Origin of the sequence: Spirillospora sp. NPDC048824, assembly GCF_043198455.1 — a bacterium.
Lineage (GTDB): Bacteria > Actinomycetota > Actinomycetes > Streptosporangiales > Streptosporangiaceae > Spirillospora.
Map to the genome: position 1 here is coordinate 47,497 of NZ_JBICUS010000020.1, position 24,486 is coordinate 71,982.

The 24,486-nt window shown below is 72.1% G+C and carries 24 protein-coding genes; 18 read left to right on the forward strand and 6 right to left on the reverse strand.

All coding sequences use genetic code 11. The annotated features are described in order from the left end of the window. Nucleotides 1-122: 122 nt before the first annotated feature. Nucleotides 123-725 carry a hypothetical protein gene (locus tag ACGFIS_RS31230; protein ID WP_392973391.1) on the forward strand — a complete coding sequence of 201 codons (603 nt, stop codon included), beginning with the start codon at nucleotides 123-125 and terminating at the stop codon, nucleotides 723-725. Nucleotides 726-752: 27 nt separating this feature from the next. Here ACGFIS_RS31230 and ACGFIS_RS31235 read toward each other — a convergent pair whose 3' ends face one another. Next, a complete protein-coding gene (locus ACGFIS_RS31235; protein ID WP_392973393.1) occupies nucleotides 753-1,493 on the reverse strand; it encodes an Asp23/Gls24 family envelope stress response protein in 741 nt (246 codons plus the stop codon). A 165-nt stretch (nucleotides 1,494-1,658) separates the two neighbouring features. Here ACGFIS_RS31235 and ACGFIS_RS31240 point away from each other — a divergent pair, with 165 nt between their 5' ends. Together ACGFIS_RS31240 and ACGFIS_RS31245 are read left to right on the forward strand one after the other, a co-directional pair. Beyond that, nucleotides 1,659-2,279 (forward strand): HIT family protein, encoded by a 621-nt coding sequence (locus ACGFIS_RS31240; protein ID WP_392912956.1) that lies wholly within the window; start codon nucleotides 1,659-1,661, stop codon nucleotides 2,277-2,279. Then, the gene (locus ACGFIS_RS31245) at nucleotides 2,276-2,677 is read left to right on the forward strand and encodes a thiol-disulfide oxidoreductase DCC family protein (RefSeq protein WP_392912955.1); all 402 of its coding nucleotides are present in this window, start codon (nucleotides 2,276-2,278) and stop codon (nucleotides 2,675-2,677) included. Before ACGFIS_RS31240 ends, ACGFIS_RS31245 begins: the two co-directional genes overlap by 4 nt. A 22-nt stretch (nucleotides 2,678-2,699) precedes the next feature. Here ACGFIS_RS31245 and ACGFIS_RS31250 read toward each other — a convergent pair whose 3' ends face one another. The 3 genes from ACGFIS_RS31250 to ACGFIS_RS31260 form a co-directional block, all read right to left on the reverse strand. Next, nucleotides 2,700-3,638, reverse strand: coding sequence for a hypothetical protein (locus ACGFIS_RS31250; RefSeq protein ID WP_392912953.1), 939 nt, complete (start codon nucleotides 3,636-3,638; stop codon nucleotides 2,700-2,702). Then, on the reverse strand, nucleotides 3,635-4,090 hold the full coding sequence (locus tag ACGFIS_RS31255; RefSeq protein WP_392912952.1) for a hypothetical protein: 456 nt from the start codon (nucleotides 4,088-4,090) through the stop codon (nucleotides 3,635-3,637). The genes ACGFIS_RS31250 and ACGFIS_RS31255 overlap by 4 nt, the downstream gene beginning before the upstream one ends. A 110-nt stretch (nucleotides 4,091-4,200) precedes the next feature. Continuing rightward, nucleotides 4,201-6,363, reverse strand: a complete 2,163-nt coding sequence (locus ACGFIS_RS31260; protein ID WP_392912951.1) for an elongation factor G-like protein EF-G2 — start codon at nucleotides 6,361-6,363, stop codon at nucleotides 4,201-4,203. Nucleotides 6,364-6,682: 319 nt separating this feature from the next. Between ACGFIS_RS31260 and pgsA the strand changes: the two genes are divergently transcribed. The 15 genes from pgsA (at nucleotide 6,683) to ACGFIS_RS31335 (ending at nucleotide 21,402) form a co-directional block, all read left to right on the forward strand. Continuing rightward, on the forward strand, nucleotides 6,683-7,306 hold the full coding sequence (gene pgsA, locus ACGFIS_RS31265) for a phosphatidylinositol phosphate synthase (RefSeq protein ID WP_392973405.1): 624 nt from the start codon (nucleotides 6,683-6,685) through the stop codon (nucleotides 7,304-7,306). Continuing rightward, complete coding sequence (locus ACGFIS_RS31270; RefSeq protein WP_392912949.1) at nucleotides 7,303-8,265, forward strand: phosphatidylinositol mannoside acyltransferase; 963 nt, start codon at nucleotides 7,303-7,305, stop codon at nucleotides 8,263-8,265. Before pgsA ends, ACGFIS_RS31270 begins: the two co-directional genes overlap by 4 nt. Further along, nucleotides 8,262-9,446, forward strand: a complete 1,185-nt coding sequence (locus ACGFIS_RS31275) for a glycosyltransferase family 4 protein (RefSeq protein WP_392912948.1) — start codon at nucleotides 8,262-8,264, stop codon at nucleotides 9,444-9,446. Before ACGFIS_RS31270 ends, ACGFIS_RS31275 begins: the two co-directional genes overlap by 4 nt. Before the next feature lie 11 nt (nucleotides 9,447-9,457). Then, the gene (locus ACGFIS_RS31280) at nucleotides 9,458-9,997 is read left to right on the forward strand and encodes a hypothetical protein (RefSeq protein ID WP_392912947.1); all 540 of its coding nucleotides are present in this window, start codon (nucleotides 9,458-9,460) and stop codon (nucleotides 9,995-9,997) included. A 135-nt stretch (nucleotides 9,998-10,132) separates the two neighbouring features. Continuing rightward, complete coding sequence (locus ACGFIS_RS31285; protein ID WP_392912946.1) at nucleotides 10,133-11,170, forward strand: DUF3048 domain-containing protein; 1,038 nt, start codon at nucleotides 10,133-10,135, stop codon at nucleotides 11,168-11,170. Between the two features lie 134 nt (nucleotides 11,171-11,304). Further along, on the forward strand, nucleotides 11,305-12,228 hold the full coding sequence (pdxS, locus tag ACGFIS_RS31290; protein ID WP_392912945.1) for a pyridoxal 5'-phosphate synthase lyase subunit PdxS: 924 nt from the start codon (nucleotides 11,305-11,307) through the stop codon (nucleotides 12,226-12,228). Between the two features lie 142 nt (nucleotides 12,229-12,370). Further along, the gene (locus ACGFIS_RS31295; protein ID WP_392912943.1) at nucleotides 12,371-12,985 is read left to right on the forward strand and encodes a DUF6928 family protein; all 615 of its coding nucleotides are present in this window, start codon (nucleotides 12,371-12,373) and stop codon (nucleotides 12,983-12,985) included. 91 nt (nucleotides 12,986-13,076) lie between these two features. Further along, on the forward strand, nucleotides 13,077-13,694 hold the full coding sequence (gene pdxT, locus ACGFIS_RS31300) for a pyridoxal 5'-phosphate synthase glutaminase subunit PdxT (RefSeq protein ID WP_392912942.1): 618 nt from the start codon (nucleotides 13,077-13,079) through the stop codon (nucleotides 13,692-13,694). A gap of 3 nt (nucleotides 13,695-13,697) precedes the next feature. Next, the gene (locus tag ACGFIS_RS31305; RefSeq protein WP_392912941.1) at nucleotides 13,698-14,450 is read left to right on the forward strand and encodes a YebC/PmpR family DNA-binding transcriptional regulator; all 753 of its coding nucleotides are present in this window, start codon (nucleotides 13,698-13,700) and stop codon (nucleotides 14,448-14,450) included. 169 nt (nucleotides 14,451-14,619) lie between these two features. After that, complete coding sequence (gene ruvC, locus ACGFIS_RS31310) at nucleotides 14,620-15,240, forward strand: crossover junction endodeoxyribonuclease RuvC (protein ID WP_392912983.1); 621 nt, start codon at nucleotides 14,620-14,622, stop codon at nucleotides 15,238-15,240. Beyond that, nucleotides 15,237-15,842, forward strand: coding sequence for a Holliday junction branch migration protein RuvA (gene ruvA / locus ACGFIS_RS31315; protein ID WP_392912940.1), 606 nt, complete (start codon nucleotides 15,237-15,239; stop codon nucleotides 15,840-15,842). Before ruvC ends, ruvA begins: the two co-directional genes overlap by 4 nt. Nucleotides 15,843-15,949: 107 nt before the next feature. Next, nucleotides 15,950-17,020, forward strand: a complete 1,071-nt coding sequence (gene ruvB / locus ACGFIS_RS31320) for a Holliday junction branch migration DNA helicase RuvB (RefSeq protein WP_392912938.1) — start codon at nucleotides 15,950-15,952, stop codon at nucleotides 17,018-17,020. A gap of 178 nt (nucleotides 17,021-17,198) precedes the next feature. Beyond that, the gene (gene yajC, locus ACGFIS_RS31325) at nucleotides 17,199-17,723 is read left to right on the forward strand and encodes a preprotein translocase subunit YajC (RefSeq protein WP_392912937.1); all 525 of its coding nucleotides are present in this window, start codon (nucleotides 17,199-17,201) and stop codon (nucleotides 17,721-17,723) included. 310 nt (nucleotides 17,724-18,033) lie between these two features. Continuing rightward, a complete protein-coding gene (locus ACGFIS_RS31330) occupies nucleotides 18,034-18,558 on the forward strand; it encodes an adenine phosphoribosyltransferase (protein ID WP_392912936.1) in 525 nt (174 codons plus the stop codon). Nucleotides 18,559-19,227: 669 nt separating this feature from the next. Continuing rightward, entirely contained in the window at nucleotides 19,228-21,402 is a 2,175-nt protein-coding gene (locus ACGFIS_RS31335) for a RelA/SpoT family protein (protein ID WP_392912935.1), read from the forward strand. A gap of 21 nt (nucleotides 21,403-21,423) precedes the next feature. Here the strand turns inward: ACGFIS_RS31335 and aspS are convergent, their stop codons facing one another. Both aspS and hisS read right to left on the reverse strand, forming a co-directional pair. After that, entirely contained in the window at nucleotides 21,424-23,202 is a 1,779-nt protein-coding gene (aspS, locus tag ACGFIS_RS31340; RefSeq protein ID WP_392912934.1) for an aspartate--tRNA ligase, read from the reverse strand. Then, the gene (hisS, locus tag ACGFIS_RS31345; RefSeq protein ID WP_392912933.1) at nucleotides 23,199-24,479 is read right to left on the reverse strand and encodes a histidine--tRNA ligase; all 1,281 of its coding nucleotides are present in this window, start codon (nucleotides 24,477-24,479) and stop codon (nucleotides 23,199-23,201) included. Before hisS ends, aspS begins: the two co-directional genes overlap by 4 nt. Nucleotides 24,480-24,486 lie beyond the last annotated feature (7 nt).

A 24,486-nucleotide genomic window follows, 5' to 3' on the forward strand; every position in this document is an offset into this window, starting at 1 on the left:
GTGCCGGGGGCGCGGGTGAGGCCCTTGACCGCGCCCTCCACACCGGGCTCCGCCGGGGGGGAGTGAGCGCCGCCCGGAGTTGGTAGCCTCGTCGCGCACGTGCGACCGGGGAGATGGCGGAGATGAAGTCCAGGAGACCGGCACGGCGGTCCCGGTCGGTCCTGGCCCGGATCGCCGGCTACGCCGGCACCACGCTGCTGGTGGCGGCGGCCATCGTGGTGCTCCTCGTCCCGCTGCTGGACGACGGGAAGAGCGGCGGCACCGCCGGCGCCCAGGGGTCGGCGAGCCCGTCGTCCACATCACCCGGCGGGCCGCCGGTCGGCCAGGCGGGCCCCGGTATCCAGGTGACCCCGACCGGCCCGGCGCCGCAGCAGAGCGGGAGCGACCGTCCGGACCCCGCCGGCGGCGGCGGGGGCGGCGGGCCGCAGATCCCCGGCCCGGGCGGCAACGGCGGCCTCACGTGGTGCCCGGAGGGCACGGCGGCCTACCGCGCCACGGGCACCGGTGTGGACGTCGTCATCACCGTGGCCTCCAGCGGCGCGATCCGGGCGGAGCTGTCCCTGCGCGGGCGGTCACCGGAGTCGCAGCAGACCACCGTCACGGGCGGCAGGCCGCACACGTTCCATTTCACGGGCGTCTCACCGCAGCTCGTCGAGCGCGTCAAGGTCACCACTGTCTCCGTCGGGGTGTCCATGCAGACGTGCTACGCCCGCGCCGCGGCGTGACGGAGGCCGGCCGGCGTCCGGCGGTGTTCAGCGGTGCGACCCGGCGGCCATGCGGACGTCGCCGACGGACACGTTGACCGCCGCGACCCGCGCGCCGAGCATCATGCCCGCCACCCGTGCCACGTTCGTCTGGACGACCTTGGCCACGTCCTTGATCACGCTGCCGTACTCGACGGCGATGACGAGGTCGAGCGTCACCTCGTCTTCGTCCAGGACGACGCGCACGCCCGTCCCCGCCCGTCCGGCGGCCGGTTCTGGGGACCGCCCGGGGGCGGCCGGATCGGGGCGCGCGACCAGGGCGGCGACCCCGGCCACCCCCAGCGCGGCCAGCGCGGCGATCTTCTCGATGACCTCGTCCTCGATCGTGATGCGCCCCTCCACCGCCGTGGTGACGTCGGACGCCGAGCCCTGCAGCGTCATCGGCAGCGCGTTCGCCCCCGGTGCCGGGGTGCCGGGCGGCTGCGCGACGCCCGGCCACCCCTCCGCGCCCGGCCACCCCTCCGCGCCGGGCTGCCCCTCCGCGCCGGGCTCCTTCGCCGGGCCGTGCTGAACCGCCGGGCCGTGCTGAACCGCCGGGCCGGGCCGCACCGCCGGGCCGGACGTTTCGGCGGGGGCGGCGGGCGGCGCCGGAAGCGGCGTCCCCGGCGGCGGCACCGTGCCCCGGTGGCCGGCCGGCCCGGGGAAGAACGGCATGGACCCGGACTCCGCGCCACCCGCCCCGCGTCTCGGCTCACCGTTCCCGATACCGCCCTTGTCGAGCCCGGTCATGATCGCTCCCATGGTTCGGTTGGACGACCATGGTGTCGGAGCGACCCGCGAGACGTCACGGAAGGGGGTGTTCGCGGGCGCGTCCCGGTGGCAGCCCGGCTACAGCCCGGCACGCGTCTCTCTCTATGCTGCTGGTCAGGCCGTGAACAAAAGGAGACCGCCGCCTTGAGCGCAGAGCCGGAGGAGTCCGTGGTGCAGCAGGGGCGCGAGGGCGCGTCCGGGGCCGGGAACGAGCGCGGGCCCCGCTTCGAGGAGGAGAGGGGCGGCGCGGGCATGCCCGACAACTTCCAGCGGCTCTGGACTCCGCACCGGATGGCCTACATCAAGGGCGAGGGCAGGCCGACGGGGGCGGACTCCGACGAAGGCTGCCCGTTCTGCGAGATCCCCGGCATGTCCGACGAGGACGGCCTCGTCGTGTCCCGCGGCGAGTCGGTGTTCACGGTGCTGAACCTCTACCCCTACAACTCCGGGCACCTGATGGTCGTCCCGTACCGGCACGTCGCCGACTACGCCGACCTGGACGAGCCGGAATACCTGGAACTGGCCACGTTCACCCAGCGGGCCCTCACGGCGCTGCGCAAATGCAGCGGCGCGCAGGGCTTCAACGTCGGCATGAACCTCGGCCTCGTCGCGGGAGCGGGGATCGCCGCGCACCTCCACCAGCACGTCGTCCCGCGCTGGGGCGGCGACACCAACTTCATGCCGGTCGTCGGGCACACCAAGGTGCTGCCGCAGCTGCTGCGCGACACCCGGCAGATGCTCGCCGACGCCTGGCCCGCCGCATGAGCCGGCGGGAACGGCCGGTTCTGGTCTACGACGGCGACTGCGGCTTCTGCACGTCCTCGGTGCGGTTCCTCGAACGGCACGTCCCCGTCCGGGCCACGGTCGTCGCCTACCAGTTCGCCGACCTCCCCGCGCTGGGCACCACCGCGGAGCGGGCCGGGTACGAGGTGCTGTGGATCGACCGAGCCGGGCGGGTCAGCGGCGGCGCGGAGGCCGTCGGACGGCTGCTCACCGAGGCCGGCGGTCCCTGGCGGGCGCTCGGAGTGATCATGCGGGTGGCGCCGGTGAGCTGGGCCGCGCACGCGGTCTACCGGCTCGTCGCGAACAACCGGGACCGGATGCCGGGCGGGACGGCGGCGTGCATGCTGCCCGCCGCCGAGCGTCCCGGCGCCCGCCGCTGAGCCACCGGCGCCCGCGGCCGGATCACCGCGGGGCCGCGGCGGGTTCCTGCCGCGCCGACCGGGCTCGCAGCCGCTCCGGCAGCAGCCCGGTGAGCCGCTCCAGCGGCAGGAACGCCGCCAGCCAGATCGCGTGCGGCAGGAAATGGATCGTCATCAGCGCGTAGGTGACGGCGTGGAAGACGGCGAAGAACAGCACCAGCAGGTACAGCGGCCGACCGCGCAGGAACAGCATCGCCGGCGAGAGCGCCTCGGCGACGAACATGATCCACTGGCTGGCCTTCAGCACCAGCGGGTACCCGATGAGGTCGCGCCCGAGCCCGGTCCCGCGCCGGCTCAGCGCCCACTGCACGGTCGAGCCGTTCGGCCACGCCGGGAACCCGCCGATGCGCACCTTCGCCCACGCGGACAGGAAGTAGGCCGCCACCACCCCGATCTGGACGCAGCGCACCGACCACGCCGACGCCTCGCAGCCCCGGGCGTCGCCGACCCTCGCGCGTCCCACGCTCGGCAGGACGAACAGGGCCACGACGAGCGCCAGGTGATCGTGGTCGACCTTGCCGTAGGACATGCTGATCGTGACCCACCACAGGTAGCCGCAGGCGGCGGCGTAGCCGCTCACCCTCGGCAGCACCCGGCCGGTAGCCGCGACGAGCCCGGCGGCGACGGTCACGGCCAGCAGCGTGTACATGGACCACGGCGTGGGCGCCGGCAGGTGCAGCAGCCGGCCGAGCAGGACGGGCTGGTACAGGTCGGCGGGCAGCCGCGCGTGCGCCAGCGAACTGCCGGTCAGCAGCAGCATGTCGAACGGCAGGAACACGTAGCCGATGATCCGCAGCCAGGCGATCCGGGCGCGGGGGACCGGCCCGAACCACCAGCGGCCCCACGCGTTCCGGACCGGATCGGGCGCGCCCCCCGCCGCCGCGACGGGGCGGGGCGTCTCCGGTGTCGCCGCCGCGGTCACCGCACGTCCCAGACGACGCGGTTCTGCCTCATGGTCGACACGACCTTGCCGTGCTTCAGCGTCTTGATCTCCTGCACGACATAGATTCTGGTCAGCTCGGGCCCGCCCGGGTGCAGCCTGTGCTGCCCTTCGGCGATTCCCTGCAGCAGCGACGGATCGCGGACGATCCGGCTCATCTGGCCCTCGATCTCGGCGCGTTTCATGCCCGTCCCGACCGCCGACCGCGACAGTTCGACGTGTTCGCCGTCCGCGGTGTCGGCCTCCAGCCAGAACGAGCTGATCGTGCCGCCGTCGTCCTGCACCGAGAAGGCGAACTGCGTCATCGGCCCGAGCGGGAAATGGTCGTTGCTCCCGTACGCGCTGGTGCAGAGCAGGGCGCCGACGACGGCGGCGCCGGAGAGGGAGCGCCAGAGCCGTGCGCCGCGTCCCAGCCGGAGGGGAGGAAGATCCACGGCGCAAGCCTAGAGTCCCGCCCGGCGCCAACGGGCGGGACCCTGAGAACCTCCTGCCACTCCTCGGAGCGCGACCCCTCGGGACGCGGCCCCTCGGAAGACGCGGGACGCTACTCCCTGGACTCGGCGGCGACCTTGTCGGCCAGGTGCGGCGGGAGCGGCTCGTAGCGCAGGAACGTCCGGCTGAAGGTGCCGGTGCCCTGCGACATCGACCGCAGGTCGATCGCGTAGCGGATGATCTCCAGCTGCGGCACCTCCGCCTTGATCATCGTGCGGCCGCCGGGCACCGCCTGGGAGCCCTGCACCCGGCCGCGCCGGGAGGTCAGATCGGACATGATCGGGCCCACGTACTCGTCGGCGATCAGCACGGCCACCTCGTCGACCGGCTCCAGCAGCAGGACGGGAACCCGGCCCGCCGCGTCCTTGAGCGCGAGCGCCCCGGCCGCCTGGAACGCCATGTCGGACGAGTCGACCGAGTGGGCCTTGCCGTCGTGCAGGGTGACCTTGATGTCCACCAGCGGGTACCCGGCGGACACGCCGCGGTCCATCTGCTGCCGGACGCCCTTCTCGACCGACGGGATGAACTGCCGCGGCACCACCCCGCCGACGATCTTGTCGACGAACTCGAAGCCCTCACCGGACGGCAGCGGCTCCACGTCGATGTGGCAGATGCCGTACTGGCCGTGCCCGCCGCTCTGCTTGACGTGCCGGCCGAGGCCCTTGGCCGCCCCGCCGAACGTCTCCCGCAGCGGCACCCGCAGATCGATCCGCTCCACCTCGACGCCGTACCGGGACCCGAGCCGGTCGATCAGCACGTCGGCGTGGGCCTCGCCCATGGACCACAGCACGAGCTGCCGCGTCTCGGAGTTGTTCTCCAGCCGCAGCGTGGGGTCCTCGGCGACGAGGCGGCCGAGCGCCTGGCTGAGCTTGTCCTCGTCGGCCTTGGACTTGGCGCGGATCGCCACCGGCAGCAGCGGATCGGGCATCGACCAGGGGGCCATCACCACCGGCGAGCCCGGATCGGACAGGGTGTCGCCGCTCTCGGCGCGGGTGAGCTTCGCCACCGCGCAGATGTCGCCCGCGAAACACGACGAGGCGGTGCGCTGCGTCTTGCCCAGCGGCGAGGTGAGTGCGCCGACCCGCTCGTCGACGTCGTGGTCCTCGTGCCCGCGGTCCTCCATGCCGTGCCCGGAGACGTGCACCGTCGTGTCCGGGCGCAGCGTCCCGGAGAACACCCGCACCAGGGAGATCCGCCCGACGTACGGGTCGGACGTCGTCTTGATCACCTCGGCGACCAGCGGCCCCTCCGGATCGCACGCCAGTTCCCGCGGAGGTCCGCCCTTGACGGGGTTCACGGGGGGAATGCCGTGTTCGAGGGGAGAGGGGAACGCCTGGGTGATGACCTCCAGCAGTTCCAGCATGCCGACGACCGGCCCGGGATGGTCGCCGTGCGGGACCGACGTCGCGAGGACGGGGTAGAAGCTGCCGCGCGCCACCGCGGTCTCCAGGTCCTCGATGAGCGCCTTGACGTCGAGGTCCTCACCGGACAGGTACCTGTCCATGAGGGTCTCGTCCTCGCTCTCCTGGATGATGCCCTCGATCAGCGACGCGCGCTGCTCGGCGATCTGGTCCAGGTACGCCGGGTCGGGGTCGCACTCGGTCCGCCGCCCGGTGGAGTAGTCGAGGCAGCGCCGGCTCAGCAGCCCGATCAGGCCCTTCAGCCCGTCCCCGCCGACCGCCGGGAAGTACAGCGGCGCGACGCCCTCACCGAAGACGTCCTGGCAGGCCATGACCACGTCGTCGAAGTCGCCGCGCTGCTGGTCGATCTTGGTGATGACGACCGCGCGGGGCATCTGCACCGCCGCGCACTCCTCCCAGAGCATCCGGGTCAGGCCGTCGATGCCGTCCACCGCCGAGATCACGAACAGTGCCGCGTCGGCGGCGCGCAGCCCGGCCCGCAGGTCGCCCACGAAGTCGGCGTACCCCGGTGTGTCGATCAGATTGACCTTGATGTCGCCGTGGCTCAGCGGGGCGAGGGCGAGGTTGACCGAGCGCTGCTGGCGTACCTCCACCTCGTCGAAGTCACTGACGGTGGTGCCGTCCTCGACCCGTCCCGCCCGCTGCAGCGTGCCCGTGGCGGCGAGCAGCGCCTCCACGAGCGTCGTCTTCCCGGCCCCGGAATGGCCGACCAGCGCGACGTTGCGCACCTTGTCACACCCGCCGGCCTCCGGTGCCCTGCCGGGGGCACCCGGGTGGCCTCCCTTGTCCGCCATTGACTACCTCCTCGGACGGGTCTCCGCGCGGAGGCCCGCGTGCGGTTGGGGCCAGGCCCAGGCGAGGGGCCGGCCCTGACGTCCGAGTGCGGCGTCCGACCTCGTCCAACGTGCGTGACCGACGTCACACCCGTATCACCACCTTTTCCCGTGACGCGCGGGACCACAAGGGGTGAAGGGCAATCAACCGTGATCTGTCCGCGGCGCACGCCGCCCAAACCCGCCCTGACCACCCTGTGCGCGCAACCGCACTACGATGGGCGCGCTGCGGCGGCCCGGCCCCGTGGGCCTTCTCCCCGAGACACGAGAACGGACGGCGATGCTCAACAAGATCAGGCCCGCGCTGGGGCGCGTCCTCACCCCCGTCGGACGGGCGGTCGCGCGGACCGGGGTGTCCCCCAACGCCATCACCGTCATCGGGACGCTGGGCGTGGCCGCCGGCGCGCTCGTGCTGTTCCCCCGCGGCGAGTTCTTCTGGGGCACGCTGGTCATCACCGCGTTCGTGCTGTTCGACATGCTGGACGGCGCGGTCGCCCGGGCCACCGGGAAGATCTCGAAGTTCGGCGCCTTCCTGGACTCCACGATGGACCGGGTCGCCGACGCCGCGATCTTCTCCGGGCTGATGGTCGGGCTGTACCGGGACGGGCAGGAGCCGCTCGCCGGAGTCGCCCTGTACTGCCTGGTCGCCGGGGTCGTGGTGTCCTACGCCAAGGCCCGCGCCGAAGGGCTCGGCTACACCTGCGACGTCGGCATCGCCGAGCGCGCCGAACGCCTCATCGTCGCCCTCGTCGCCGCCGGATTCGACGGGCTCGGCGTCCCCTACATCCTCGCCGCCGCGCTGTGGGTCCTCGCCGGGCTGAGCACCGTCACGGTCGGGCAGCGGTTCGCCACCGTCCACGCCCAGGCCAAGGACGGCGCGGCCGCCCCGGAGCCGGGCCCATGAGCGCGTCCCGCCCGCCGGGGGACGGCACGGACCGCGCGTCACCGCGCGGCCCCGACCGCCCGTCGCTGCGCGACGAGGTGACCGACGCCGCGTACGCGGCGGGCTGGACGGTCGTCCGCAAGATGCCCGAGGCGGCGGCCCGGCTGGCGTTCACCGCCCTCGCCGACCGCACCTGGCACCGCTACGGCACCGGTGTGCGGCAACTGGAGAGGAACCTGTGCCGCGTCCTCGGCAAGGACGCCGTCGACGACGAGATCCGCATCCTCAGCAAGAAGGTGCTGCGCTCCTACTTCCGCTACTGGCTGGAGGTGTTCCGGCTGCCCGAGTACAGCCGGGCGCGGATCGTCGGGCGGATGCGGGTGACCGGCGAGAAGAAGATCTTCGCGAACCTCGACGCCGGACGCGGCGTCATCCTCGCCCTGCCCCACATGGGCAACTACGAGCACGCCGGCGCATGGCTGGTGCACTGCGGGTACCCGTTCACCACCGTCGCGGAACGGCTCAAGCCCGAGTCGCTGTTCGACCGGTTCGTCGAGTTCCGGGAGGGGCTCGGCATGGAGGTCCTCGCCCACAAGGGCGCCTCCGCGTACGGCCGGATGGCCCAGCGGCTGCGTGCGGGCCGGCCGGTGTGCCTGGTCGTCGACCGAGACCTGACCGAGAGCGGAATCGACGTCGAGTTCTTCGGCGCCACCGCCCGGATGCCCGCCGTCTCCGCCGCGTTGGCGATCCAGACCGGCGCCGCCCTCATTCCCGTGACACTCTGGTACGAGGGCGAATACTGGGCGGCGCGCGTCCACGACGAGATACCGGTCCCGGACGAGGGCGGCAGACAGGAGAAGATCCAGGCCATGACCCAGGAGCTCGCGCACGTCTTCGAGGCGGGCATCGCCGCCCACCCCGAGGACTGGCACATGCTGCAGAAGGTCTGGGTGGAAGACCTCGCGGACGGCGGCCCATGAAGGTCGGCATCGTCTGCCCCTACACCTGGGACGTGCCGGGCGGCGTCCAGCAGCACATCGGCGACCTCGCCGAGGCGCTGATCGCCCTCGGCCACCACGTGTCGGTGATCACGCCAGCGGACGACGACGCGGAGCTTCCGCCCTACGTCGTGTCGGCCGGACGCGCCGTCCCCGTCCCCTACAACGGCTCGGTGGCCCGGCTGGCGTTCGGGTTCCTGTCGGCGGGCCGCGTCCGGCGCTGGATCAACGAGGGCGCCTTCGACGTCCTGCACGTCCACGAGCCCGCCGCGCCCTCCCTGGGGCTCCTCGCCTGCTGGGCGGCGGACGGCCCGATCGTCGGCACCTTCCACGCGTCCTACGAGAAGTCGCGCATGGTGTCGGTGACCGCGCCGATCCTGCAGAGCGCGCTGGAGAAGATCACCGGCCGCATCGCGGTGTCGGAGGCGGCCCGCACCACGCTCGTCGAGCATCTCGGCGGCGACGCCGTGCTGATCCCCAACGGCGTCGCGACCGAGCGGTACGCGATGGCCGACCCGCTGCCCGGCTGGCCGGGGCGCGCCCCGTCGGCCGGGGGATCGGCCGGGGGCGTCCCTCGCGGACCCGGCGGCGGCGCTCTCGGGTTCCTCGGCCGGATGGACGAGCCCCGCAAGGGCCTGCCCGTGCTGCTGCGCGCCTTCGAGATCCTCGGCCGGCGGCGACCGGGCCTGCGGCTGCTGCTCGCCGGGCCCGGCGACGCCGACGAAGTGGTGGCCCGCGTCTCGCCGGAACTGCGCGACCGGGTCGTCGTCCTCGGCCTCGTCAGCGAGCAGGACAAGGTCCGCGCCTACCACTCGGTGGACGTGTTCGTCGCGCCCAACCTCGGCGGCGAGAGCTTCGGCATCGTGCTCGCCGAGGCGATGTCGGCGGGCGCCCCCATCCTGGCCAGCGACATCGAGGCGTTCGACCGGGTACTGCGCGGCGGGCGCGCCGGGGCGCTGTTCCCCGCCGGCGACCACGAGGCCCTCGCGGCGGCGGCCGGCGAGCTGCTCGACGACCCGGCCCGCCGCAAGCAGCTGTCGGCGGAGGCCCGCGCCGCCGTCCGCGACTACGACTGGTCGGCGGTGGCCCGCGACGTACTGCGGGTGTACGAGACGGTCGCCTTCGCCGGCGCCGGCGTCGTCGAGTCCGGCCTCGGCGCCTAGGAGGCCATCGGATGTACGACTGGATCATCGACGTCCTGTTCTGGATCGCCGTCGTCTTCCTCGCCGGCGTGTACGTGTCGTGGCGCGCCACCCGGCTCGACCGGCTGCACGTCCGCGTCGAGACCGCCCGCGCCGCGCTGGACGCCGCGCTGGTCAGGCGGGCCGCCGCCGCGCTGGAACTGGCCGCGTCGCGGCTGCTGGACCCGGCGGCCAGCCTGGTCCTCGCCACCGCCGCGCACGAGGCCCGCACCGCCGACGCCGACAACCGCGAGTTCGCCGAGAGCGACCTGTCCCGGGCTCTGCGCGCCGTCGTCGACCAGCCCGAGTTCGTCGGTACCCTCACCGCCGGCGGCTCCGGTGAGGGCAAGGCGGTGCTGGACGAGCTGTCCTCGTCGGCCGCGAAGGTCGCCTACGCCCGCCGGTTCTACAACGATGCCGTCTCCCAGGCCAGGATCGCCCGCCGCAAGCTGCTCATCCGGGTCCTGCCGCTCGCCGGCCGGGCCCCGCTCCCGGACTTCTTCGAGATCGACGACGACCCGCCCGGAATCTGAGCACGCGGATCCGAGCACGCGGATCCGAGCACGCGGGATTGATCACTTTCGGCCCCCGCGGCCGTACCGCCGAGCGGGCGGGCGCACACGGTCGCGTTCGCTACCCTCTGGCAGAAGGTAAAGGGAGGGTTCATCGTGCGATCCGCCTGGGGCACCACCGGCAGGGGCCGAGCGGCCGCGGGTCTCGGGGCCCTCGTCCTCGGCGTCGGCCTTTCGGCCTGCTCGGACTCGGGCGGCCCGGAGACGGCGCCGCCGCCGCGCAGCACGGGCGGGCCCCAGCAGACCGGGCCGCCGCCCCCGCCGCCGACGCATCCGTTCACCGGTGAGCGCAAGGGCCTGGACAACCCCGTCCTCGCCGTCAAGATCGAGAACACCAGGCCCGCGCTCCCGCAGAGCGGGGTGAAGGCGGCCGACATCGTCTACGTCGAGCAGGTCGAGGGCGGCGAGACCCGGCTGATGGCGGTGTACTCGTCCGAGCTGCCGAAGCGGGTCGGGCCCGTCCGCAGCGCCCGCATCTCCGACCTGCACATCCTGCCGCAGTTCGGCCGGCCCGCCTTCGCGTTCTCCGGCGTCCAGAGCAAGATGAAGAAGTACGTCCGCGAAGCGCCGGTGTACGACATCTCACAGGAGAACGCCGGAGGCGCCTACTTCCGGTCCGGGGGCAAGCCCATCCCGTACAACCTCTACGCCGACCCGAAGGTCCTGCTCAAGAAGGCGCCCAAGGCCGCCAAGCCCCGCGACATCGGCTTCCGCTTCGGGGACGCCCCGCCCGGCGGCGAGCCCACCAAGTCCTTCACCGCGCGGTGGCCGTCAGCGAGCATGGGGTTCACCTGGTCGAAGAAGCATGAGCGGTGGCTCGCCAGCTTCGGCGGGCGGCCCGACCGCGCCGCCGAGGGCGGGCGTCTCGGCGGCCAGACGGTCGTCGTCCAGTACGCCAAGACGACCCGGTCGAAGTTCCACGACTTCCTCGGCAGCTACACGCCGCTGATCGACACGACCGGCACCGGGCGGGCCCTCGTCCTGCGCGACGGGAAGTCCTACAAGGCCAAGTGGTCGCGGCCGTCCGAGAAGAAGGGGACGACCTTCACCACGGCCGGCGGCGAGCCGATGAACTTCGCCCCGGGACAGGTCTGGGTGGTCCTCGTCAACGACGGCAAGCCCTTCATTCCCTAGGCGCCGCCCCGCGGGCGCCGCGTCAACCGCCACTGTGTAAGGCTCGCCCGCCGCGCGTTGACACTGTGGCGGGTCCAGAGGTCCCACGAGCAGGCAATACCATGGAAAGGACTTATCGTCCGTCCACGTGAGGAATGCCCGTGTCCACTTCCAGTCCCGCCCCTGAGAACGCCGCGCCCGAGACCGGGACCGCCCGCGTCAAGCGCGGCATGGCGGAGATGCTCAAGGGCGGCGTGATCATGGACGTCGTCACGCCCGACCAGGCGAAGATCGCCGAAGACGCGGGCGCGGTGGCCGTCATGGCCCTGGAGCGGGTGCCCGCCGACATCCGCGTCGAGGGCGGCATTTCCCGGATGAGCGACCCCGACATGATCGACGGGATCATCTCCGCGGTCTCCATCCCGGTGATGGCCAAGGCCCGCATCGGCCACTTCGTCGAGGCCCAGGTGCTGCAGGCCCTCGGCGTCGACTACGTCGACGAGTCGGAGGTGCTCACCCCGGCCGACTACGACAACCACATCGACAAGTGGGCGTTCACCGTCCCGTTCGTGTGCGGCGCCACCAGCCTCGGCGAGGCGCTGCGCCGCATCACCGAGGGCGCGGCCATGATCCGCTCCAAGGGCGAGGCCGGCACCGGCGACGTGTCCAACGCCACCACGCACATGCGCCAGATCCGGCAGCAGATCCGCAGGCTGCAGTCCCTGCCCGAGGACGAGCTGTACGTCGCCGCCAAGGAGCTCCAGGCCCCCTACGAGCTGGTCAAGGAGGTCGCGTCCGCCGGCAAGCTGCCCGTCGTGCTGTTCACCGCCGGCGGCATCGCCACCCCGGCCGACGCCGCCATGATGATGCAGCTCGGCGCCGAGGGCGTCTTCGTCGGCTCCGGGATCTTCAAGGCCGGCAACCCGGCGCAGCGCGCCGAGGCCATCGTCAAGGCCACCACCTTCCACGACGACCCCGGCGTCATCGCCAAGGTGTCCCGCGGCCTCGGCGAGGCCATGGTCGGCATCAACGCCGCCACCCTCGGCGACGACCAGAAGTTCGCGGGCCGCGGCTGGTGAGGCGGGCGTGCCGTGCGGACGGCGCCGCGATGAACGGGCCGTCCCCACTGCACACGGCGCCCTTACAGGGTTTACGCTGGCGGCGCGGCCGGTAAGGGTAACGCGGGCCCCGGGGCGGTGCCCGGCCGCGGGAGGGGAGAGCATGGCTTGGTCGGTCGCGCTGGCGTGCGCGAGCTCGGGTGAACCCACCGAGGTGTTCCGGCCGGGCCTGGTGCCCGATCCGGACGCCGCCGCGGCGATCGCGCGCGGCCTGTATCCGGCGGACACCCTGACCGAGACCGGTGACACGGTCCTGGACTTCGCGCTCTGGCCGTACGAGGACGAGCTGTTCGTCGGGGCGTTCGAGCGGGCGCTGCTCCTGTGCGACCGCCGGCTGTTCTGCCTCGACGACGACGCCCGCCGCATCGCCGACACCGCGGCGGCGGCGCTGCCCGGCGCGCACTGCGGCGTCCTCGTCCTGCACACCGTCATCCGCGGCTGCTGGTTCCGCTGGTACGAGTCCGGGGAACTGCTCCGCGACGTGTTCGTCACCGCCGAGGACGGCGTCGTCGTCGACCAGGGCGAGCGGCTCCCCGCCGAGCGGCCGTTCTGGCGGGCCATCGACGCCGGCGCGCCCGACGTCCCGCTGCCGTTCGACCCGGAGGAGTTCGGGCTCGCGCTCGCCGAGGCGCACATGTTCGGCCGCGGCATCGCCGACCGCGGCAAGGACGGCTTCCTCCCGCTGGAGCTCCCGCTGCGCCGCTTCAAGCACGTGTGACGCGCCCGGACCCGGAAGATCCGCGAGGTCGGGGGGCGTTGTCGTGAACGTCTAGGCTTGCACGACCCCGCGAAACCCCGGAAGGTTGCACGTGACCGCTGTGCCGACGATCGGTGTCCTCGCCCTGCAAGGCGACGTGCGTGAGCACGCGACGGCCTTGGAGGCCGCCGGGGCGCACACCCTGAACGTACGCCGCCCCGAAGAACTGGAGCGGGTCGACGGGCTCGTCCTGCCCGGCGGGGAGTCCACCACCATGTGGCGGCTGGCGCGCTCGTTCGAACTGCTGGAGCCGCTGCGCAAGCGGATCGAGGCCGGACTGCCCGTCTACGGATCCTGCGCCGGGATGATCATGCTGGCGGACCGGATCCGGGACGGCGCCGCGGGCCAGGAGACGCTCGGCGGCATCGACATGACCGTGCGGCGCAACGCCTTCGGCAGGCAGGTCGATTCGTTCGAGTCCGCCGTCCCGCTGACCGGTATGGGAGACACGCCGTACCACGCCGTTTTCATCCGCGCACCCTGGGTGGAGTCCGTCGGTGACGCCGTCGAGATCCTCGGACGCGCCGAGAGCGGCCCGAACGCCGGTAGGATCGTCGCCGTCCGCCAGGGGCGCCTCATGGCGACCGCGTTCCATCCGGAGTTGACAGGCGATTTCCGCGTGCACCACTACTTCGCCGATCTGGTGCGCCGGACGACAGAGGAGGAGTGACAGATGTCCGGCCATTCCAAGTGGGCGACGACCAAGCACAAGAAGGCGGCACTCGACGCCAAGCGGGGCAAGCTCTTCGCCAAGCTGATCAAGAACATCGAGGTCGCGGCCCGCACCGGCGGCGGCGACCCGGACGCCAACCCGACCCTCTACGACGCCATTTACAAGGCGAAGAAGAACTCCGTCCCCAACGACAACATCGAGCGCGCGCGCAAGCGCGGCGCCGGTGAGGAGGCCGGGGGCGCCGACTGGCAGAACATCACCTACGAGGGCTACGCCCCGGGCGGTGTCGCCGTCCTCATCGAGTGCCTGACCGACAACCGCAACCGCGCCGCCTCCGAGGTGCGCGTCGCCCTCACCCGCAACGGCGGCTCCCTCGCCGACCCGGGCTCGGTCTCCTACATGTTCAACCGCAAGGGCGTCGTGATCGTCCCCAAGGACGGCACCAGCGAGGACGACGTGATGATGGCCGTCCTGGACGCCGGCGCCGAAGAGGTCAACGAGCTCGACGAGGAGAACTTCGAGGTCGTCAGCGAGGCGGGCGACCTGGTCGCCGTCCGCAGCGCGCTGGTGGACGCCGGGATCGACTACGAGTCGGCCGAGAGCAAGTTCCTGCCGACCGTCACCGTCCCCCTGGAAGAGGACAACGCCAAGAAGGTCTTCCGGCTCCTGGACGCCCTCGAAGACTCCGACGACGTCCAGGACGTCTACGCGAACTTCGACGTCTCCGACGACATCCTGGCCACCCTGGACTGACGCCGCGGCCCCCACGGCCCCCCGGCCCCGGCCGGGATCGCGACGCGCCCCCGACACCCGCCGCCCCGCCCTTCTCTCCGGATTTTCCGCCGACACGCCGCCGCCCCCTCCACGATACGGGGCCGGATTGGTAGCGTTGGCGGCCGAACAGGTGATCGAAGGAGCGGCCTTGCGGGTGATGGGGGTGGACCCCGGGCTCACCCGGTGCGGGGTGGGGGTCGTCGAGGGCACCCCGGGCAAACGGCTCCACCTGGTGCACGTGACCGTCGTGCGGACCGCGCCCGAAGACGACATCCACCTGCGCCTGCTGGGCATCGAATCGGGCATCGAGGCGCTGATGGACGAGTTCCGTCCCGACGCCGTCGCGGTCGAGCGCGTGTTCTCCCAGCACAACGTCCGCACCGTGATGGGCACCGCGCAGGCGGCCGGGGTCGCGATGCTGGTGGCGGCCCGCCGCGGCCTGCCCGTCGCGCTGCACACCCCGAGCGAGGCCAAGGCCGCCGTCACCGGGAACGGGCGCGCCGACAAGGCGCAGGTGACCAGGATGGTGACCCGGCTGCTGTCCCTGGAGTCGGCCCCGAAACCGGCGGACGCGGCCGACGCGCTCGCGCTGGCCATCTGCCACGTGTGGCGCGGGGGAGCGCAGCAGCGGCTCGCCACGGCCCAGCGGTCGCGGATCGAGGAGGCTGCCAGGGCCGAGCGCGAGCGCCTCGCCGCCCGGAACAGCACCGCCAGGAACAGCGCCGCCCAGAACAGCACCGCCCAGAACAGGGGAGGAACCGTACAGTGATCGCCTTCGTCAGCGGCCGGGTGGCCGCCGCCGGGCCCGACGGCGCGGTGATCGACGTGCACGGCGTCGGCCTGGCGGTGCAGTGCACCCCCGCCACCCTGGCCGGGCTGCGGGTCGGCGACGAGGCGAAGGTGCCGACCTCCCTCGTCGTCCGCGAGGACTCCCTCACCCTGTTCGGCTTCGCCGACGACGACGAGCGGACGGTGTTCGAGATGCTGCAGACGGCCAGCGGTGTGGGGCCCAAGCTCGCGCTGGCGATGCTCGCGGTCCACCCGCCCAACGCGCTGCGCCAAGCGGTGGCGAGCGAGGACCTCACCGCTCTCACCAAGGTCCCCGGCATCGGCAAGAAGGGCGCCCAGCGCATCGTGCTGGAGCTCAGGGACCGCCTCGGCGGCCCGGTCGGGGACGGCGCCGGCGGCGTGCGCGCGCCCGCCCGCGCCGAGCCGTGGCGCGAGCAGGTCCAGATGGGCCTGATCAACCTGGGCTGGTCCGCCAAGGACGCCGACGCCGCCGTGGACGCCGTCGCCGCCGACCTCGACGGGGGCGAGACGCCGCCGGTCGCGGCCCTCCTGAAGTCGGCGCTGAAGAAACTGAGCAAATAATGAGCGGGAGCGAACCGGGGGGTGTGGGGGGTCGTCCCCCCACAGGGAGCAGGATGAGCGGGAGCGAACCGGGGGGTGTGGGGGGTCGTCCCCCCACAGGGAGCAGGATGAGCGGGAGTGAGCCCGAACGGCTGGTGTCGCCGGATGCGGACGGGGCCGAGGAACAGCGGATCGAGGCCGCGCTGCGGCCCCGGAAGCTGGACGACTTCGTCGGGCAGGAGCGGGTGCGCGAGCAGCTCTCGCTGGTGCTGCAGAGCGCGCTGCGGCGCGGCCGGACGCCCGATCACGTGCTGCTGTCGGGCGGGCCCGGCCTCGGCAAGACCACCCTCGCCATGATCATCGCCGCGGAGCTGGGGCAGCCGCTGCGGATCTCCTCCGGCCCGGCCATCGAACGGGCCGGAGACCTGGCGGCGGTGCTGTCCACGCTCGCCGAGGGCGAGGTGCTGTTCCTGGACGAGATCCACCGGCTGGCGCGGCCCGCCGAGGAGATGCTCTACATGGCGATGGAGGACTTCCGCGTCGACGTCGTCGTCGGCAAGGGCCCGGGCGCGACGGCGATCCCCCTGGACATCGCGCCGTTCACGCTGGTCGGCGCCACCACCCGGGCAGGGATGCTGCCCGGGCCGCTGCGCGACAGGTTCGGGTTCGTCGCGCACATGGACTTCTACGAGCCCGCCGAGCTGGAGATCATCGTCCGGCGTTCGGCGGCGCTGCTGGACGTGGAGATCGGCGACGACGCCGCGGCCGAGATCGCCGGCCGGTCCCGGGGCACCCCCCGCATCGCCAACCGGCTGCTGCGCCGCGTCCGCGACTACGCCGAGGTGCGCACCGACGGGACCGTCACGCTGGAATCAGCGCGGGCCGCTCTGGCGTTGTACGAAGTGGACGAACGGGGGCTGGACCGGCTCGACCGTGCCGTCCTGGAGTCGCTGATGCGCAAGTTCGGCGGCGGCCCCGTGGGGTTGTCGACGCTGGCCGTATCGGTGGGGGAGGAACCCGAGACCGTGGAGGTCGTCGCCGAGCCGTTCCTCGTCCGGCAGGGCCTGCTGGCGAGGACGCCGCGCGGGCGCATCGCCACCGCGGCCGCGTGGGCGCATCTGGGTCTCACGCAGCCGCCGACGGCGCCGATGGCGGGAACGCTGTTCGACGTCGACGGAGACGCCGGCCGTCCCGAATAGTGATCATCCGATAACGGGTTGGGAACTTCCCGGTGTCGCCGGTCGTCACGTCGTTGCCGGGGTCTCGCGTACTCTCTAGACTCCGGGACTTGGTTCACCGTCTCCAGCCGGCGGTCCCGTTGCACATGACCGGTCCGGTCACAGGCTGGGCTAACGACATCGGAAGGATGCCCCAGTAATGGGCGGCGACATGATTATCGCGGCGGATTCGGGCGGCAGCGGGGCCTTCAACCTGCTTCTGCTCCTCGCCATTCCCCTGGTCTTCTACTTCCTGCTCATCCGGCCGCAGAGCAAGCGCCGCAAAGAGCAGATGCAGATGCAGAACGCCATCGAGCCCGGTGTGCGGGTGCTGACGACCAGCGGCATGCGCGCGACCGTCGTGGAAGCCGACGACGACGGCATCGTCCTGGAGATCGCCGACGGCGTCGAGGTCCGCTTCGTCAAGCAGGCCGTCATGCAGGTCCTCAAGGACGACGAGCCCGAGGACCTCGACGACGAGCACGATGACGACGACGAGGACGGCGAGGACGGCGACCGCGTCGACCTGTCCAAGGACGGCGACTCCGGCGACGAGGCCGACGAGGACTCGGCCGGCGACGACTCGGACGAGGACGGCCCGGACGAGACCGCCGAGGCGGAGGAGCCCGACTCCAAGTCCGGCAAAGGGCTGAAGGTGAAGACGGCGAACAAGTCCGCCGGCTGACCCCTTCTCCCGCCACGATCCGGAATCAGGGCCATGCCGGCCGGGCACCGGGCCAGGGCGGCGGCGACATCGCCGGACCGGGCTGCAAGTACGGACTGGGCTGCAAGTACGGATTGAACGAGAACGGCGTCGGCGTGAAGCCGTCGCCGTTCTCGTCTGCCGTCCCGTCCGGTGCCGGCGGCGGGCCCGCCGCCGGCACCGGAGGTCCCGGCGGTACAGTCGCCGTCCGTAGGTCGTGCGGACCGGGACGCGGCGGCGGCCCGGACGCGGGACCCGGCAGCGACGGCGCGGCGGCAAGTAGGAGCGAACTGTGGACCTCGGCAAGCTGATCCAGGAGCGGATCCGCGACGTGGACGACTACCCCAAGCCCGGGGTGGTCTTCAAGGACATCACGCCCCTGCTGTCCGACCATGTCGCGTTCGCCGGTGTGGTGGACGCGATCGTCAACCACCACGGCCGCGGCACCATCGACAAGATCGTCGGGATCGAGGCGCGCGGTTTCATCCTCGCCGCGCCCGTGGCCTACCACTTCGGCGCGGGGTTCGTCCCGGTGCGCAAAAAGGGGAAGCTGCCGTCGCGGACGCGCGAGGAGACCTATGATCTCGAGTACGGGACCGAGACGATCGAGATCCACGTCGACGCGCTCGAACCCGGTGACCGTGTGCTGATCGTCGACGATGTCCTGGCGACCGGAGGGACGGCCAGGGCCGCCGCCGAACTCGTCCGCCGGAGCGGAGCCGAGGTCGCCGGCCTGACCGTCCTCCTTGAGCTGTCGTTCCTGGACGGACGCGACAAGCTGGGGAATCTGGATGTCCATTCGCTGGTTACGGTCTAGTAGGAAATGGGCGCCGGATAGACTGGCGCCATCAGGGTCCGGTGGGGAACGGGCGCATCTCGCGGAAGCGGGCGGTGCGCCCGGATGGACTAAGGAGGCTGGGTGCCCGGTGAGGTGGTATCGACCGACGCGGTGAACGACGCCGCCCCCGAGGCTCACCCGGTGCCGGAGACCACGGGGGAGAACGGTGTGCGACCCGCGTCCGCCGCGCCGCCGCGCCGCACGGCACGGAGTGCGCCACCGCCCGGCCGGCCCGCCGCCGAACCCCCGGAGCCGCCCCCCGAACGGTCCGCGCCGTCCGCGGAGAAACCGGGGACGCCCCTGGGCCCACCGGCGAAGGACTCTGCCGGACCGGCCCACACCGCCCAGGCTCCCGAAGGGCAGGCCCCCGAAGGGCAGGCCCCCGAAGGGCAGGCCCCCAAAGGGCAGGCCCCCAAAGGGCAGGCACTCGAAGAGCAGGCACTCGAAGAGCAAGGCCTCCACGATCAGGAACCTCAGGGGCATGGCCGTCAAGAGCAGGCCCCGCCCCCCGAGGACCCCGGCCCGGCCGGGGACGCCGACACCCCCGAGCCCGCCGTTCCGTCCAGGCCCACGCCGGCCACGATTCCACCGTCTGCCGCCCGGGTGCGCCGAAGGCTCGCCAGGTTGGGCGCCCAGCGCGGCCCCGCTATGAACCCGGTACTAGAACCACTGATCAAGACGGTCCGCAACACTCATCCGAAGGCGGACCTCCGGCTCATCGAGCGCGCCTACGACGTCGCCGCTCACCACCACCGCCACCAGAAGCGCAAGAGCGGCGACCCGTACATCACGCATCCCCTCGCCGTCGCCACGATCCTCGCCGAGCTCGGCATGAACACCGAGACGCTCTGCGCGGCGCTGCTGCACGACACCGTCGAGAACACCCCCTACACCCTTGAGCGGCTCGGCGCCGACTTCGGCGACGAGATCGCCGCCCTGGTCGACGGCGTCACCAAGCTCGACAAGGTCAAATACGGGGAGGGCGCCGAGGCCGAGACCGTCCGCAAGATGGTCGTGGCGATGTCCCGCGACATCCGCGTCCTGGTGATCAAGCTGGGCGACCGGCTGCACAACATGCGCACGCTGCGCTACATGCCGCGGCCCAGGCAGGAGAGGAAGGCCCGCGAGACCCTGGAGGTGTTCGCGCCGCTCGCGCACCGCCTCGGGATGAACACGCTGAAGTGGGAGCTGGAGGACCTCTCGTTCGCCACGCTGTACCCCAAGCGGTTCGACGAGATCGCCCGGCTGGTGTCCGAGCGCGCCCCGCGCCGTGACGTCTACCTGCAGGAAGTGATCGAGTACGTCTCCACCGACCTGCGTGAGGCCCGGATCAAGGCCTCCGTGACCGGACGGCCGAAGCACTACTACTCGGTCTACCAGAAGATGATCGCGCGGGACGTCAGCTTCGACGACATCTACGACCTGGTCGGCATCCGGGTCCTCGTCGACAGCGTCCGCGACTGCTACGCCGCCCTCGGTTCGATCCACGCGCGATGGAGCCCGGTCCCCGGCCGGTTCAAGGACTACATCGCGATGCCGAAGTTCAACATGTACCAGTCGCTGCACACCACGGTGATCGGCCCCGAGGGCAAGCCCGTCGAGCTGCAGATCCGCACCTGGGGCATGCACCGCCGCGCCGAGTACGGCGTCGCCGCGCACTGGAAGTACAAGGAGGAGACGGTCGGCGGCCGCAAGGCCGGTGACATGCAGTGGCTCCGCCAGCTTCTCGACTGGCAGAAGGAGACCGCCGACCCGGCGGAGTTCCTGGAGTCGCTGCGCTTCGACCTGTCGGTCTCCGAGGTGTTCGTGTTCACCCCGAAGGGCGACGTGATCGCGCTGCCGCAGGGCGCGACCCCCGTCGACTTCGCGTACGCCATCCACACCGAGGTCGGGCATCGATGTATCGGCGCCCGTGTCAACGGGCGTCTGGTCCCCCTCGAATCGACCCTCGACAACGGCGACACCCTCGAGGTCTTCACCTCCAAGTCGCAGGACGCCGGCCCGAGCCGCGACTGGCTCGGCTTCGTCAAGAGCGCCCGCGCCCGCAACAAGATCAAGCACTGGTTCTCCAAGGAGCGCCGCGACACCGCGATCGAGTCCGGCAAGGACGCCATCGCCCGCGCGATGCGCAAGCAGAACATGCCGCTACAGCGGATGATGTCCGGGGAGGCGCTGCTCGCCCTCGCCCGCGACATGCGCTACCCGGACGTGTCGTCGCTGTACGCGGCGGTCGGCGAGAGCCAGGTCTCCGCGCAGCACGTCGTCCAGCGGCTCGTGGACGCCCTGGGCGGCGTGGAGAGCGCCGAGGAGGACCTTGCCGAGATCGCGCTGCCGACCCGCCGCAAGCGGAGCCGCCCGGCGGGCGACCCGGGCGTCGTCGTCGCGGACGACCCCGACGTGTGGGTGCGGCTGTCGCGCTGCTGCACCCCGGTGCCGGGCGACGACATCGTCGGGTTCGTGACGCGCGGCCACGGCGTGTCCGTCCACCGGGCCGACTGCGCCAACGTCGAGAGCCTGAAGTCGCAGCCCGACCGGCTGATCGACGTGAAGTGGTCCCCGGGCGAGGACTCGGTCTTCCTGGTCGCCATCCAGGTGGAGGCGCTCGACCGTCCCCGGCTGCTGTCGGACGTGACCCGCGTGCTGTCCGACCAGCACGTCAACATTCTGTCGGCGTCGGTCACCACGACCCGCGACCGCGTCGCCGTCAGCCGCTTCACGTTCGAGATGGGCGACCCGAAGCACCTCGGCCACGTCCTGAAGGCCGTCCGCTCCATCGACGGCGTGTACGACGTCTACCGGGTGACCAGCGGCGCCACCCGGTAGGGGCGGCGCCGCTTTCGCCGGTCAGCTTTCGCCGGGCCCGTCCCCGTCCTCGGCCTGGTCCTCGGGGTCGACGTCGATTCCGGCCTCCGCGCGCTGCTGCGGCGTGATCGGCGTCGGCGCCGCGGTCAGCGGGTCGTACCCGGACGCGGCCTTCGGGAAGGCGATCACGTCGCGGATCGAGTCCTGCCGGGCCAGCAGCATCACCATCCGGTCCCAGCCGAACGCGATGCCGCCGTGCGGCGGCGGGCCGAACTTGAACGCCTCCAGCAGGAACCCGAACTTCGACTCGGCCTCCTCCTTCGACAGGCCCAGCACGTCGAAGACCCGCTGCTGCATCTCCGCGCGGTGGACGCGGATGGACCCGCCGCCGATCTCCGTGCCGTTCAGGACGAGGTCGTAGGCGTTCGCGAGCGCACCGCCGGGGTCGTCCTGGAAGGTGCCCGCGAACTCCGGCTTCGGCGCGGTGAACGGGTGGTGGACGGCCGTCCAGCCGATCTGCTCGCCCTTGTCGTCTTCGACGGGCTCGAAGACCGGTGCGTCGACGACCCACACGAACTTCCACGCCGACGCGTCGATCAGTTCTCGGCGGCGGCCGATCTCCAGGCGGGCGGCGCCGAGCAGCTCCTGCGTGGCATGCCGCTTCCCGGCGCCGAAGAAGATCGCGTCGCCGGCGCCGGCGCCGGCCGCGGCGGCCAGCCCCTCCTTCTCGGTGTTGGACAGGTTCTTGGCGACCGGGCCGCCGAGCGTCCCGTCGTCCTGGACGAGCACGTACGCGAGGCCGCGGGCGCCGCGCGCCTTCGCCCAGTCCTGCCAGCCGTCCAGTTCCCTGCGGGTCTGGGACGCGCCGCCCGGCATGACGACCGCGCCGACGTAGGGGGCCTGGAAGACGCGGAACGGCGTGCCGGCGAAGTACTCGGTCATGTCGGTCAGCTCAAGACCGAACCGCAGGTCGGGCTTGTCGGATCCGTACCGGGCCATCGCGTCGGCGTAGGTGATGTGGGGGATCGGCCGCGGGATCTCGTATCCGGCGATGTCCTTCCACAGCCGGGCGACGAGGTCCTCGCCGACCCGCAGGACGTCCTCCTGGTCGGCGAACGACATCTCGATGTCGATCTGGGTGAACTCCGGCTGCCGGTCGGCGCGGAAGTCCTCGTCGCGGTAGCAGCGGGCGATCTGGTAGTAGCGCTCCAGCCCGCCGACCATGAGCAGCTGCTTGAACAGCTGCGGCGACTGCGGCAGCGCGTACCAGTGGCCCGGCTGGAGCCGGACGGGGACCAGGAAGTCGCGGGCGCCCTCGGGCGTCGACCGGGTCAGCGTCGGCGTCTCGACGTTGACGAAGCCGTGCTCGCGCATCACCTCGTGCGTCAGGAACGACGCCTCGGAGCGGATCCTCATGGCCCGCGCGACGGCGTCGCGGCGCAGGTCGAGGTACCGGTACCGGAGCCGGATCTCCTCGTTGACGTTGACGTCGCCCTCGATGGGGAACGGCAGCGGTGCCGCGTCCGACAGCACCTCGATGTCGGTGGCGGCGACCTCGATGTCCCCGGTGGGCAGCTCCGGGTTCTCGTTGCCCTCCGGCCGGACGCGGACCTCCCCGACGATCTTGACGCAGAACTCCGAGCGCAGGTCGTGCGCGGTGTCCTCTTCTCTGAACACGACCTGCGCCGTGCCGGACGCGTCGCGCAGGTCGATGAACGTGACGCCGCCGTGGTCGCGGCGGCGGCCGACCCAGCCGGCCAGCGTGACCTGCTGACCGGCGTGCTCCTTCCGGAGCGTCCCCGCCTCGTGCGTGCGGATCATTTCGAAAGCCTTTCCTTCAACGTCGTGACGATGCCGGTGAGCGGGACGGCTGTCTGCTCGCCCTCGGCCAGATCCTTGACCTGGGCGACGCCGTCCGCGATATCTCGCTCCCCGAGGATCACGGCGTAGCGGGCACCCGAGCGGTCCGCGTCCTTCATCGCGCCCTTCAGCCGCTTGCCGCCGAACGCCATGTCGGCGGCGATCCCGGCCCGGCGCAGGTCGTCGACCAGCGCGAACATCCGGCGCTCGGCGGCGTCGCCGAGCGCGACGCCGAACGCCTCGCAGCGCGGCCCGGTGGTGAACGCGGCGGCGCCGTCCTCCTGCGACTCGGCCTCCAGCGCGAGGACGGTGCGGTCCAGCCCGAGCCCGAACCCGATGCCGGGCAGCGGCGGGCCGCCGATGTCCTCCGACAGCCCGTCGTAGCGGCCGCCGCCGCCGATGCCGGACTGGGCGCCGAGCAGCGGGTGGTCGAACTCGTAGGTCGTCCGGGTGTAGTAGTCCAGGCCGCGGACGAGGGCCGGGGTGTCCTCCCACGGGATGCCGAGGTCGCCCAGCAGCTCGCGGACCCGGTCGTGGTGGGCCTTGCAGGCCGGGCACAGGTGGTCGGCCATCAGCGGGGCGTCGGCGATCTGGGCCTTCACCTGCGGGCGCTTGTCGTCCAGGACCCGCAGCGGGTTGATCTCGACGCGGGCGCGGGTGTCGTCGTCCAGGTCCAGGCCGCGCAGGAAGTCCTGCAGCAGGGCGCGGTAGGCCGGGCGGCACTCCTTGCAGCCGAGCGAGTTCAGCAGCAGCCGCACCCGGGTCAGCCCGAGCGAGCGGTACCAGTTCCACGCGATCGCGATCGTCTCCGCGTCGACCTGCGGGTCCTCGCTGCCGATCGCCTCCAGGTCGAGCTGGTAGAACTGCCGGTAGCGGCCCTGCTGGGGGCGTTCGGCGCGGAACGCGGGCCCGGTCGTCCACACCTTCACCGGCAGCGGGCCCTTGTGGAGGTTGTTCTCCAGTACCGACCGCAGCACCGACGCGGTGAACTCGGGACGCAGCGTCAGCGACCGGCCGCCCCGGTCCTCGAACGTGTACATCTCCTTGGACACCACGTCGGTGGACTCGCCGACGCCCCGCCTGAACAGGTTGGTGTCCTCGAAGACGGCCAGCTCCAGGTAGCCGTAGCCGGCCAGCCTCGCCTGCTCGGCGAACGCCTCCCGGATGGCGTAGAAGAGGTCCGCGCGCGGCGGTACGTATTCACTGACCCCTTTGGGGGCCCGGAAGCTCGAACTCATGATTTTT

Excerpts from the sequence above, each read along its gene's own strand:
- ruvB (WP_392912938.1), top strand. The coding sequence starts at position 15,950 with ATGAGCGGGAGTGAGCCCGAACGGCTGGTGTCGCCGGATGCGGACGGG.
- pdxS (WP_392912945.1), top strand. The coding sequence starts at position 11,305 with ATGCCCGTGTCCACTTCCAGTCCCGCCCCTGAGAACGCCGCGCCCGAG.
- aspS (WP_392912934.1), bottom strand. The coding sequence starts at position 23,202 with ATGATCCGCACGCACGAGGCGGGGACGCTCCGGAAGGAGCACGCCGGT.
- ACGFIS_RS31305 (WP_392912941.1), top strand. The coding sequence starts at position 13,698 with ATGTCCGGCCATTCCAAGTGGGCGACGACCAAGCACAAGAAGGCGGCA.
- ACGFIS_RS31230 (WP_392973391.1), top strand. The coding sequence starts at position 123 with ATGAAGTCCAGGAGACCGGCACGGCGGTCCCGGTCGGTCCTGGCCCGG.
- ACGFIS_RS31280 (WP_392912947.1), top strand. The coding sequence starts at position 9,458 with ATGTACGACTGGATCATCGACGTCCTGTTCTGGATCGCCGTCGTCTTC.
- hisS (WP_392912933.1), bottom strand. The coding sequence starts at position 24,479 with ATGAGTTCGAGCTTCCGGGCCCCCAAAGGGGTCAGTGAATACGTACCG.
- ACGFIS_RS31275 (WP_392912948.1), top strand. The coding sequence starts at position 8,262 with ATGAAGGTCGGCATCGTCTGCCCCTACACCTGGGACGTGCCGGGCGGC.
- yajC (WP_392912937.1), top strand. The coding sequence starts at position 17,199 with ATGGGCGGCGACATGATTATCGCGGCGGATTCGGGCGGCAGCGGGGCC.
- ACGFIS_RS31245 (WP_392912955.1), top strand. The coding sequence starts at position 2,276 with ATGAGCCGGCGGGAACGGCCGGTTCTGGTCTACGACGGCGACTGCGGC.
- ACGFIS_RS31260 (WP_392912951.1), bottom strand. The coding sequence starts at position 6,363 with ATGGCGGACAAGGGAGGCCACCCGGGTGCCCCCGGCAGGGCACCGGAG.
- ACGFIS_RS31270 (WP_392912949.1), top strand. The coding sequence starts at position 7,303 with ATGAGCGCGTCCCGCCCGCCGGGGGACGGCACGGACCGCGCGTCACCG.
- ACGFIS_RS31295 (WP_392912943.1), top strand. The coding sequence starts at position 12,371 with ATGGCTTGGTCGGTCGCGCTGGCGTGCGCGAGCTCGGGTGAACCCACC.
- pgsA (WP_392973405.1), top strand. The coding sequence starts at position 6,683 with ATGCTCAACAAGATCAGGCCCGCGCTGGGGCGCGTCCTCACCCCCGTC.
- ACGFIS_RS31335 (WP_392912935.1), top strand. The coding sequence starts at position 19,228 with ATGAACCCGGTACTAGAACCACTGATCAAGACGGTCCGCAACACTCAT.
- ACGFIS_RS31235 (WP_392973393.1), bottom strand. The coding sequence starts at position 1,493 with ATGACCGGGCTCGACAAGGGCGGTATCGGGAACGGTGAGCCGAGACGC.